Genomic DNA, 12,023 nt, shown 5'->3' with positions numbered 1-12,023 from the left:
TACGTATCAATAACCCAAAAAAGGATAGTTGCGTTTTTAAATTAGGATAATTAAAGAATGAATTTCAGATAATTCTAAAGAATATTCTTAAATATAATGCGGTTATTTCTGAGAATAAAATAGTTGATGGCATCGAAGCATTCTCTCCAATGCCATCAATAGCAGCCACTTAGGTACGGCTAAGGATGCCGCGGCGATACAGATTACGCCGAATGCGCGTTAATCCTGGTTTTGGTTTACGCGGTTCATCAAGGCTTGCAAGGACGATCTCCAACACACGTTCAGCCACATCACGGTGGCGCTGTGCTACTGCCAACACCGGGCATTGCAGGAAGTCGAGCAGTTCATGATCGCCAAAGGTCGCAATGGCTAAATCAGACGGCAGTTGCCCATCACGACGCAAAGTCACATCCATCACCCCTTGCAATAGCGCAAATGAGGTGGTGAACAGCGCCTGAGGCATCGGATGCGTTTCCAGCCATTTATCAAACAGCTGTGCTGCTGCCTCCCGTTCATAGCTATTGGCATACAGGAAGTGCACTTCACGCGGATCGTCTTTCCACGCGGTACGGAAACCCTGTTCACGCAGGAAACTGACCGATAATTCAGGGAGCGCCCCCAGGTAGAGCACAGTTTCAGCAGGGAATTTACGCAATTCCTCCGCCAGCATTTGGGCATCATCCTGATCTGCACCGACAACACTGGTGAAGTGTTCACGATCCAGCGCACGATCCAGCGCCACAATCGGGAATGAGCTGTTCGCCCAACGCTGATAGAACGGATGTTCTGGCGGTAATGAGGTAGACACAATAATAGCGTCAACCTGACGCTGTAAAAGATGCTCAATACAGCGCATTTCGTTATCTGGCTGATCTTCAGAGCAGGCAATCAGCAGTTGATACCCACGCTGACGCGCCTGACGTTCCAGGTAGTTTGCAATGCGGGTATAACTCGTATTCTCCAGGTCCGGGATTACCAACCCGATAGAACGTGTGCGTCCAGCACGGAGCCCGGCCGCCACAGCATTGGGGTGGTAATTATGTTCACGCACCACCGCCATGACTTTTTCGACCGTTTTGTCGCTTACGCGGTATTGCTTTGCTTTGCCATTAATAACGTAGCTTGCAGTCGTTCGCGAAACGCCGGCCAACCGAGCGATTTCATCCAGTTTCACAATTGCCCCTTGCGTAAAATGTACAAACCATAACCTTTAAGATGGCATGGGTTAAATTTATTAACATCTAAGCGCAGAATAATGACTGCGGCAACCGCTTTTGTCTCTGGTTACTGCTGATTTCGCAAAAAAAAAGCGCAACAGGTAGCATCAGCGAAAACGGGTACGTTACCTGTAGGCCGGATAAGGCGTTTACGCCGCCATCCGGCATGACCTCCACGAGGATGCCTGATGGCTCTGTGCTTATCAGGCCTACAGGCGACTATTAACGCATGATTTTATCACCTCGGGAGAGTCCCACCACACCGGAACGGGCCACCTCTACAATCTTGGCGACTTCACGCAGTGTTGCCAGGAAAGCGTCCAGTTTGTCACTGGTTCCCGCCAACTGCACCGTGTAAATAGACGGCGTGACATCGATAATCTGTCCACGGAAAATTTCCGTGTTGCGTTTCACCTCTTCCCGGCCATAACCACTGGCCTGAATCTTCACCAGCATGATTTCTCGTTCAACGTGAGCACCCTGCCCTAACTCACTCACCCGCAGGACATCCACCAGCTTGTGCAGTTGCTTTTCAATTTGCTCAAGGACCTTCTCATCGCCCACGGTCTGAATCGTCATCCGCGATAAGGTCGGATCGTCAGTCGGCGCGACGGTCAGGCTTTCAATGTTGTAACCGCGCTGGGCAAAGAGGCCTATCACGCGCGATAATGCCCCAGACTCGTTTTCCAGTAATACTGATAATATCCGGCGCATAATCAGGTCCTCTCCGTTTTGCTTAACCACATCTCATCCATACCACCACCCCGAATTTGCATCGGGTAGACATGCTCACTGCCATCGACGGTGACATCAACAAATACCAGCCGGTGGTTGCGCACATGTTCCAGTGCTTCACCCAGTTTGCTTTCCAGCTCATCCGGATGATTTATCTGGATACCAATATGCCCATAGGCTTCAGCAAGACGGACAAAATCGGGTAGCGACTGCATATAAGACTGCGAATGACGCCCGGAATAGATCATGTCCTGCCACTGTTTCACCATACCGAGATAGCGGTTGTTAAGGTTGAGTACCAGCACCGGCAGCTCATATTGCAGCGCCGTCGACAGCTCCTGGATATTCATCTGAATACTGCCATCACCGGTAACGCAGACTACCGTTTCATTCGGCAGTGCCATCTTCACCCCTAACGCGGCAGGTAAACCGAATCCCATGGTGCCAAGGCCGCCTGAGTTAATCCAACGACGAGGTTTATCAAACGGATAGTAAAGTGCAGCAAACATCTGATGTTGGCCCACATCCGAAGTGACATACGCATCGCCTTTCGTCAGGCGCCAGATGGTTTCAATGACAGCCTGCGGTTTAATGCTCTCACTCTGGGTGTCATATTTCAGGCACTGGCGGGCACGCCAGTGCTCAATCTGTTGCCACCAGTCACGGTTATCATCCAGCGGTTGCTGTGATTTTTCCTGTGGCAGCAGCTCTAACATCTGCTCAAGCACCAGGCGAGCATCGCCAACGATTGGAATATCCGCGGTGACGGTTTTTGAAATAGAGGTGGGGTCGATATCGATATGTAACACGGTCGCATTCGGGCAATACTTTGCCAGATTATTGGTCGTACGATCGTCAAAGCGAACGCCGACCGCAAATATCACATCCGAATGATGCATAGTCATATTCGCTTCATAAGTACCGTGCATGCCCAACATGCCCAGCGCCTGACGATGCGTTGCCGGAAATGCGCCTAACCCCATCAACGAGGAAACGACAGGTAGGTTCAGGGCTTGTGCAATCTGGCCCAGTTGCTCGTGGCAGGCCGCATTCACTGCACCACCACCAACATAAACCACCGGTTTTTTAGCCGCCACCAGCGTTTGCAGCGCCCGTTTGATCTGTCCCTTGTGCCCTGTCGTCGTCGGATTATACGAGCGCATACTTACTGATTCAGGCCAGCTATAAGGCAATTTCTTCGCAGGATTCAGGATATCTTTCGGCAAATCCACAACTACAGGACCGGGGCGACCGCTTGCGGCCAGCCAAAAGGCTTTCTTCAGCACCTGAGGTATATCTTCCGTTTGCTTGACCAGAAAGCTGTGCTTCACCACCGGACGGGATATCCCCACCATATCGCACTCCTGAAAGGCATCGTAGCCAATCAGAGAGGTAGCCACCTGCCCGGAGAGGATCACCAGCGGGATGGAGTCCATGTACGCCGTTGCAATCCCCGTGATCGCATTGGTTGCACCCGGCCCTGAGGTGACCAACACAACGCCCACTTCCCCCGTGGCACGTGCCAGACCATCGGCCATATGGACCGCGGCTTGCTCATGGCGGACCAGCACATGATCAATACCACCGACCGTATGCAAAGCATCATAAATATCGAGGACTGCGCCCCCGGGATACCCGAATACCTGCTTCACACCCTGATCGATGAGCGATCGGACGACCATCTCGGCTCCAGACAACATCTCCATGGCTTGCCTCCACTCTTATAATGAATAACGGTTTAACAACACATTAACCGCTGACGATAAGGCATGGCAATTGACACCGAAGTGGTGGTGTAACCGCGGATAAGAATAAAACGGAGGAAAGAATCGAATAAACGGAGAATTAAACCAGTATAAGCAAATGAAATGACAAATAATCGCTTAAAAATGGGCACTTACAGCGATTACTCTAATTTTTCACCCTCACAGGAAAAAATCAAAAGCAGATTTCAGCATAAAATTTTAAATAAAAATAAAAAAGCAGAATAAACCAGATGTTTCATCGGATTTACTCTGCCATAGGTCACTGCTTACAGATGGAGACTAACAGCTCTTCCATCCATTGATGCCCTTTATCCCGACCAGCGGCTTCATGCCAGGAAAGATAGCAAGTCCGGCTATTCAATTTTAAAGGTAGCGGTAATATTTGCAGTTCTAAAGCCTCGGAGAACTCTTCAGCTAACCAGCGTGGCGCAATAGAAACCAAATGAGTTTGAGATACAATATTCAGCACACTGATTAATGCCATTCCCTGATAAGCAACGCAGGTTTGTTTATCCTGAGTGTCATACCAGGGCTGACTGAATGACGCAAAGCGATCGAGAGAAACTACGGCATGCTGTTCATTATAGACATCACTTTCCAGCAATGGACCGCTAATGCGCGGGTGTTTTTTACTTGCGACTAACACCATCTCATCATTGAATAACGGAATACTGGTGAATTCAGGACGGCGGAATTCTTCATAACTAATAACGAATTCTGTTTCCTGATATCGCAATTGATGTTCTGTATTTTGGTTGAGCGATGATTTAAATACGACATGAATATTAGGTGCAACTTGCTCAACGCGATTGTAAATCAAGGACGTGAGGATATTATCCAATGGGCTACAGACGCAGAGATTAAATACTCGTGAGCTGCTGGCAGGTTCAAAACCGGACCCTGGCAGTTCATTCTGCACCAATTGCAGTGCCTGACGAACAGAGCCAAATAGCTGAAAAGCCCGTGCTGTTGGCTGGATGCCTCGGCCATAGCGCACAAAGAGCTCATCATTAAACATAACCTTCAGACGTGCGACTGCGTTGCTGACTGCAGGCTGCGACATGCCCAGAGAATGCGCTGCGCGAGTAATATTCTGTTCTTGCATCACCGCGTCAAAAACGGTTAATAAATTAAGGTCAACCATGCGCAGCTGCGGCTTCCCCATCTCTAAAAGATTAGGTTTATCTATTATTTTTACTTCTGGCATATTTAACTCCACTGTCACTCTAAACTCCCTTTTCCCAGACGGAGCTCAGAAATAACCTCCGCTAATATGATTTACCATGCATATAAAATAAGAAAAAGGGAAAGTATTAAAATTAGGAAAACATAAAGGCCCTGACCTGAATGAACAAAAACCAATACGAGCGCAGTGTGGCAGAGGTCACTGCACGATGATTCATACGTTTAAATGTCGAAAACAATATAACCATAACCATGGCGAATATACAATCATGCACTAAGTGAATGTATATTTAAGTTTTAATTAAATTTTTATATCATTAACACCGTGATGCTTAACATTTATTTATCAATCATTTTTCCCACGGCACCTCAAACCTATTCAAAGTTAGTATAAAAAACCGATAAATCATAAAGATAAAAAATCCATACACAAGTTATCCCTTCAATATGCCGTTACAATAGCTGAAAACAAATATGCTCAAATATGTCAAATCGTGAAAAGTATGTAATCCACACGCTGATTTATTTTATACAACCATAAAAATTCAGCACAATTCGCTCAAAGTTCAGGAGATTTTTTCCGCCGACTGGGGGCATTTGTGGGGGATGGGGTTGACATCAATCTTCATATCCAGTACCACTAAAAGCATATCGCATTCGCCTGGAGCTTAATTGATGACTTACATTGCTCGTTTTAACGGTCTACTACTACTAAACGCATTCTCATTGCGCGGTAGACTGGTGGACGACATTCAGCATTAAGTCAGCTCCAGTTAAGACAAAAACCCGCGCCATTGCGCGGGTTTTTTTATGCTCGAAGCAAGGCGCCCTAAACACCAAGGACCTAAACCATGAGCCAGCAAGTCATTATTTTCGATACCACCTTACGCGATGGTGAACAGGCGTTACAGGCAAGCCTGAGTGTGAAAGAAAAACTGCAGATAGCTCTGGCCCTCGAGCGTATGGGCGTTGACGTGATGGAAGTGGGTTTTCCTGTTTCTTCACCGGGTGACTTTGAATCAGTACAGACCATCGCTCGTCAGGTTAAGAACAGTCGCGTTTGTGCCTTAGCGCGCTGCGTAGAAAAAGATATCGACGTTGCTGCTGAATCTCTGAAAGTGGCTGAAGCTTTCCGCATTCACACATTCATTGCCACGTCACCGATGCACATCGCGACGAAATTACGCAGCACGTTGGATGAAGTGATAGAGCGCGCGGTCTACATGGTTAAGCGAGCGCGTAATTACACCGATGACGTGGAGTTCTCATGCGAAGACGCGGGCCGAACCCCTATTGCCGATCTGGCCCGCGTGGTAGAAGCGGCGATTAATGCAGGTGCCAAAACCATCAATATCCCCGATACCGTTGGCTACACCATGCCTTTCGAATTTGGCGCAATCATTTCTGGTCTGTATGAACGCGTACCGAATATCGATAAAGCCATCATCTCCGTACACACCCATGATGACTTAGGCCTGGGCGTCGGTAACGCACTGGCGGCTGTTCATGCGGGCGCCCGTCAGGTGGAAGGCGCGATGAACGGTATCGGCGAACGTGCAGGCAACTGTTCACTGGAAGAAGTGATCATGGCGATCAAAGTGCGCAAAGATATCCTGAACGTGCAAACCCGTATTAATCACCAGGAAATCTGGCGTACCAGCCAGTTAGTCAGCCAAATCTGCAACATGCCGATTCCGGCCAACAAAGCGATTGTGGGTAGTGGTGCCTTTGCTCACTCCTCCGGTATCCATCAGGACGGCGTGCTGAAAAACCGTGAAAACTACGAAATCATGACGCCTGAATCCATCGGCCTGAACCAGGTACAGTTGAACCTGACCTCCCGTTCAGGACGCGCTGCGGTGAAACATCGTATGGATGAGATGGGCTATAAAGAAAGCGAATACAGCCTGGACAATCTGTATGACGCGTTCCTGAAGCTGGCAGATAAAAAAGGTCAAGTGTTCGACTACGACCTGGAAGCGCTGGCCTTTATTAACAAACAGCAGGAAGAACCAGAACACTTTCGTCTGGACTATTTCAGTGTGCAGTCTGGTTCTAATGACATTGCTACCGCCTCCGTCAAGTTGGCCTGTGGCGAAGAAGTCAAAGCCGAAGCGGCTAACGGTAACGGCCCGGTCGATGCTATTTATCAGGCCATTAACCGCGTGACGGAATACAACGTCGAACTGGTCAAATATAGCCTGACCGCTAAAGGCCACGGTAAAGATGCGCTGGGTCAAGTGGATATCGTCGCCAACTATAATGGTCGCCGCTTCCACGGCGTTGGTCTGGCAACAGATATCGTCGAGTCTTCCGCCAAAGCGATGGTACATGTGCTGAACAACATCTGGCGTGCTGAAGAAGTCGAAAAAGAATTGCAACGCAAAGCTCAGAACAACGAGAACAACAAGGAAACCGTGTGATGTCGAAGAATTATCATATTGCTGTTTTGCCGGGTGACGGTATTGGCCCGGAAGTGATGGCGCAAGCATTGAAAGTATTGGACGCAATTCGCAACCGTTTTGGCATGCGCATTACCACCAGCCACTATGACGTAGGCGGTGCCGCTATCGATAACCACGGTCAGCCGCTGCCGCCAGCGACGGTTGAAGGCTGTGAGCAAGCCGACGCCATTCTGTTTGGCTCCGTTGGCGGCCCGAAATGGGAACATCTGCCGCCTAACCAGCAACCCGAGCGTGGTGCGCTGCTGCCGTTGCGTAAGCACTTCAAATTATTCAGTAACCTGCGTCCGGCGAAGTTGTACCAGGGGCTGGAAGCCTTTTGCCCGCTGCGCGCCGACATTGCAGCTAACGGTTTCGACATCCTGTGCGTACGTGAACTGACGGGTGGGATCTATTTCGGTCAACCCAAAGGCCGCGAAGGCAGCGGGCAACATGAAAAAGCCTTTGATACTGAGGTTTATCACCGTTTCGAGATCGAGCGTATTGCCCGTATCGCGTTTGAGTCAGCGCGCCGGCGTCGTCGTAAAGTCACGTCGATTGATAAAGCCAACGTGCTGCAAACATCCATCTTGTGGCGTGAAATCGTCAATGAAATCGCCAACGAATACCCGGATGTTGAACTGGCGCATATGTATATCGACAACGCGACAATGCAATTAATCAAAGACCCGTCCCAGTTCGACGTACTGCTGTGTTCAAACCTGTTTGGTGACATTCTGTCTGATGAGTGCGCCATGATCACGGGTTCAATGGGCATGTTACCGTCTGCCAGCCTGAATGAGCAGGGCTTTGGCCTGTACGAGCCGGCTGGCGGTTCTGCACCCGATATCGCAGGGAAGAATATTGCAAACCCGATCGCCCAAATTCTGTCACTGGCCCTGCTGTTGCGTTACAGCCTGGATGCCATTGATGCGGCAACCGCAATTGAGAGCGCCATCAACCGCGCATTAGAAGAAGGTATTCGCACCGGTGACTTAGCCCGTGGCGCTGCCGCAGTCAGTACCGATGAGATGGGCGATATCATCGCTCGCTACGTCGCTGAAGGGGTGTAATCATGGCTAAGACGTTATACGAAAAATTGTTTAATGCGCACGTTGTCTTTGAGGCGCAAAGCGAAACCCCACTGTTATATATCGACAGACATCTGGTGCATGAGGTGACCTCTCCGCAGGCATTTGATGGTTTGCGTGCGCATGGCCGCCAGGTTCGCCAGCCGGGTAAAACCTTTGCCACTATGGACCACAACGTTTCGACGCAAACGAAAGACATTAACGCCTCGGGCGAAATGGCGCGTATTCAGATGCAGGAGCTGATCAAAAACTGCAATGAATTTGGCGTGGAACTGTACGATCTGAACCACCCATATCAAGGCATCGTCCACGTGATGGGGCCAGAACAAGGCGTAACCTTACCGGGCATGACCATCGTCTGCGGTGACTCGCATACCGCCACCCACGGTGCGTTCGGCGCGCTGGCGTTTGGAATCGGGACCTCCGAGGTTGAGCACGTCCTGGCCACTCAGACCCTGAAACAGGGTCGCGCGAAAACCATGAAGATCGAAGTTAATGGTAAAGCCGCTCCCGGCATCACAGCCAAAGATATCGTACTGGCCATTATCGGTAAAACCGGTAGCGCAGGCGGCACCGGACATGTCGTTGAGTTTTGCGGCGAAGCCATTCGTGCACTGAGCATGGAAGGCCGTATGACGCTGTGCAACATGGCCATTGAAATGGGTGCCAAAGCGGGCCTGGTCGCACCGGATGAAACCACGTTCAACTATGTGCAGGGCCGTTTGCACGCCCCGAAAGGTGACGACTTTGCCAATGCGGTTGAGTACTGGAAAACGCTGAAAACCGACGATGGCGCAACGTTTGATACCGTCGTCACCTTGCAGGCAGAAGAGATCGCGCCGCAGGTGACATGGGGAACGAACCCGGGTCAGGTCATCTCAGTGAACGATAATATCCCCGACCCGGCATCATTTACCGATCCCGTGGAACGCGCTTCAGCAGAAAAAGCACTGGCTTATATGGGGCTGAAGCCAGGTATTCCGTTAACCGAAGTCGCTATCGATAAAGTGTTCATCGGCTCCTGCACCAACTCACGTATTGAAGATTTACGCGCCGCGGCAGAAATTGCCAAAGGCCGTAAAGTCGCCCCGGGCGTTCAGGCGCTGGTTGTTCCAGGTTCAGGTCCGGTAAAAGCGCAAGCGGAAGCAGAAGGTCTGGATAAGATTTTCATTGAAGCCGGTTTTGAATGGCGTTTACCCGGTTGTTCCATGTGTCTGGCCATGAACAACGATCGTCTGAATCCGGGCGAGCGCTGTGCTTCTACCAGCAACCGTAATTTTGAGGGCCGTCAGGGCCGCGGTGGACGCACACACTTAGTCAGCCCGGCAATGGCCGCCGCTGCCGCCGTTACCGGTCATTTTGCCGACATTCGCAGCATCAAATAAGGAAACTACCATGGCAGAGAAATTTACCCAGCATACCGGCCTGGTTGTCCCATTGGATGCCGCCAACGTCGATACCGATGCCATTATTCCCAAACAGTTTTTGCAGAAAGTAACACGCACCGGGTTTGGCGCTCATCTGTTTAACGACTGGCGTTTCCTGGACGAAAAGGGGCAACAGCCTAATCCGGAGTTCGTGTTGAACTTCCCGGAATATAAAGGTGCGTCAATTCTGCTGGCGCGGGAAAACTTTGGCTGCGGCTCTTCACGTGAGCATGCGCCCTGGGCGTTGACCGATTATGGTTTCAAAGTGGTCATTGCGCCGAGCTTCGCCGACATCTTCTACGGCAACAGCTTCAACAACCAGCTGCTGCCGGTGAAATTAAGCGATGAAGAAGTCGATGAGCTGTTCAAACTGGTACAGGCAAATCCGGGCATCCGTTTTGAGGTTGATCTGGAAGCGCAGGAGGTGAAAGCCGGAGACAAAGCGTATCCATTTGACATTGACGCTTTCCGTCGCCACTGCATGCTGAACGGTCTCGACAGCATCGGACTGACGCTGCAACATGAAGCGGCGATTACCGAGTACGAACACAAGCAACCAGCGTTTATGCGCTAGTCATTGTGACGCCGGATGCGCTGCGCTTATCCGGCCTACAAACGCATTCTAACTGTAGGCCGGATAAGCGCAGCGCATCCGGCAACATCATTAAACGTCTTTCACCCGCCCGGTCATCACCAGCGTAACCACAGAAATCGCCGCGATTACCCAGTAAACGGCAAAATGTCCGTAGCTTTGCGCAACAGCCCCCTGAATCACCCCTGCCAAAATGACACCCGTGGAAATGCTGTTGGTGAATAATGTGGTTGCAGAACCCGCGCGTCCCGGCATCAGATCCTGAAACCACAGCATCCCTATCCCAGCGACAATACCGATGAATACGGCGTTAAACAGCTGCAAAATAAGCAGCGCCGTATGGCTGTGAAAGAAAATAAGACCAAGGTAAAACAGCACGCCGGCCGCCACGGCAGTAATCATCATTCGTCGTTTACCAAAGCGCTTCACATAATAGCCCGCCAGAATCATCGCCGGAATTTCCAGCCCGGCAGCCGTCCCCATCAGAATCCCGGCAAGCTTGTCGGGTAAGCCCAGTTCAAGGCTTATCCACAGCGGCATATCGATGATGTACATCGTGTTGCAGGTCCACATTAACGTGGAGGCAATAAACAGCATGCGCACATTTTTATCCTGCCAGCCCCCCGTTTGTTCAAGCGGTAGATCAACAGGTTGTTCCACCCGGGCGACAGAGGGCAGGATCAGCGCAATCAGCACCAGGCTTATCGCAAAAATGCCAGCCGCAATAGAGAACATCACCGTGAAACCGTAATTCAGTGCCAGCATGAAGGCCAGCGGTGGCCCAATCACCCACGCCAGCGAAAGCTGTGCGCGCATCACTGAGCTAAACATCACCACTTCACGCGCTGAGTTATCCGCATACTCCCGCGCCAGCGCAAACAACTGCGGCATCGCAGTATTGGCCAGCGAGGCCAGCAACACACCGCAGGTGATCAACGTGAGATAGTGACGATTAAAGGCAAACAGCAGCGCATTGCCAATTGCCATCAAGCAGCAAAACATGATCAGTTTGCGCCGATCGCCCTGGCTGTCGGAACGTTTTGCAAGCCCGAGGCTAACCACGATCCCGGCAATCGCATTGACGGTATAAAACAACCCGACCCAGAATGGCTGCGCCCCGACTTCACGGCTCAGGAACAGACTCAGCGTGGGTGCCTGCAATGCCCCCGCCACGCCCATCATAAAAGCGACCAGCATAAATGCCGCGTAAACGCCGTTGAGGCGCCGTCCCATGGTCATAATCCAGAGCATTGTTATCCCTATTGGCTGGGCTGATACGAAAAAAGCCAGCAGATAATACCTGCTGGCGCGGCGATTAACACCAATACTCAGTCACACATGATGTCTGCAATTCCCAATTCAGGAGTCAGGCTGTCACCTCCCACTGCATCAGATCTTCGAGCATCTTTAAGCGCTGCGGTGCGCTCAGGCAAGCCAACCAGGACGATTTCTCTGTCGCGGTAAAGTACTTCATATAGAACTGACGCATAGATGACCCCTTCGTTGTCTCATCGCTTCATCGAAATCTATTATTGGCCTAATATAGGGATAATAAAATTGCTGAGTTTT

11 protein-coding genes are annotated in these 12,023 nt (G+C 50.6%); 5 read left to right on the top strand and 6 right to left on the bottom strand.

Translation table 11 applies throughout. The annotated features are described in order from the left end of the window. Positions 1-169: 169 nt before the first annotated feature. From cra to leuO, 4 genes are all read right to left on the bottom strand, one after another. The gene (cra, locus tag QMN38_RS13195; RefSeq protein WP_271450019.1) at positions 170-1,174 is read right to left on the bottom strand and encodes a catabolite repressor/activator; all 1,005 of its coding nucleotides are present in this window, start codon (positions 1,172-1,174) and stop codon (positions 170-172) included. A 265-nt stretch (positions 1,175-1,439) separates the two neighbouring features. Continuing rightward, positions 1,440-1,931 carry an acetolactate synthase small subunit gene (gene ilvN, locus QMN38_RS13190; RefSeq protein ID WP_003829566.1) on the bottom strand — a complete coding sequence of 164 codons (492 nt, stop codon included), beginning with the start codon at positions 1,929-1,931 and terminating at the stop codon, positions 1,440-1,442. Positions 1,932-1,933: 2 nt separating this feature from the next. After that, positions 1,934-3,658 (bottom strand): acetolactate synthase 3 large subunit, encoded by a 1,725-nt coding sequence (gene ilvI, locus QMN38_RS13185; protein WP_271457108.1) that lies wholly within the window; start codon positions 3,656-3,658, stop codon positions 1,934-1,936. A gap of 319 nt (positions 3,659-3,977) precedes the next feature. Then, positions 3,978-4,925 (bottom strand): transcriptional regulator LeuO, encoded by a 948-nt coding sequence (leuO, locus tag QMN38_RS13180; protein WP_271440491.1) that lies wholly within the window; start codon positions 4,923-4,925, stop codon positions 3,978-3,980. 653 nt (positions 4,926-5,578) lie between these two features. Here leuO and leuL point away from each other — a divergent pair. The 5 genes from leuL (at position 5,579) to leuD (ending at position 10,436) form a co-directional block, all read left to right on the top strand. Next, positions 5,579-5,665: a leu operon leader peptide gene (gene leuL / locus QMN38_RS27000; RefSeq protein ID WP_075551415.1), complete on the top strand. Its 87-nt coding sequence runs from the start codon at positions 5,579-5,581 to the stop codon at positions 5,663-5,665. Positions 5,666-5,754: 89 nt separating this feature from the next. Beyond that, a complete protein-coding gene (leuA, locus tag QMN38_RS13175) occupies positions 5,755-7,326 on the top strand; it encodes a 2-isopropylmalate synthase (protein ID WP_323605195.1) in 1,572 nt (523 codons plus the stop codon). Then, positions 7,326-8,417, top strand: coding sequence for a 3-isopropylmalate dehydrogenase (gene leuB / locus QMN38_RS13170; RefSeq protein ID WP_323605194.1), 1,092 nt, complete (start codon positions 7,326-7,328; stop codon positions 8,415-8,417). Before leuA ends, leuB begins: the two co-directional genes overlap by 1 nt. Positions 8,418-8,419: 2 nt before the next feature. Beyond that, positions 8,420-9,820 (top strand): 3-isopropylmalate dehydratase large subunit, encoded by a 1,401-nt coding sequence (gene leuC / locus QMN38_RS13165; protein ID WP_323605193.1) that lies wholly within the window; start codon positions 8,420-8,422, stop codon positions 9,818-9,820. Positions 9,821-9,830: 10 nt separating this feature from the next. Continuing rightward, on the top strand, positions 9,831-10,436 hold the full coding sequence (gene leuD / locus QMN38_RS13160) for a 3-isopropylmalate dehydratase small subunit (RefSeq protein ID WP_271440487.1): 606 nt from the start codon (positions 9,831-9,833) through the stop codon (positions 10,434-10,436). Positions 10,437-10,526: 90 nt separating this feature from the next. Here leuD and QMN38_RS13155 read toward each other — a convergent pair whose 3' ends face one another. After that, on the bottom strand, positions 10,527-11,705 hold the full coding sequence (locus QMN38_RS13155; RefSeq protein ID WP_271455486.1) for a sugar efflux transporter: 1,179 nt from the start codon (positions 11,703-11,705) through the stop codon (positions 10,527-10,529). Positions 11,706-11,820: 115 nt separating this feature from the next. Beyond that, complete coding sequence (gene sgrT / locus QMN38_RS13150) at positions 11,821-11,943, bottom strand: glucose uptake inhibitor SgrT (protein ID WP_137383736.1); 123 nt, start codon at positions 11,941-11,943, stop codon at positions 11,821-11,823. Positions 11,944-12,023: the final 80 nt, after the last annotated feature.

Source organism: Citrobacter sp. R-1.5.2 (genome assembly GCF_035064245.1).
GTDB lineage: Bacteria > Pseudomonadota > Gammaproteobacteria > Enterobacterales > Enterobacteriaceae > Citrobacter.
This window is presented reverse-complemented; position numbering and strand designations above follow the sequence as displayed.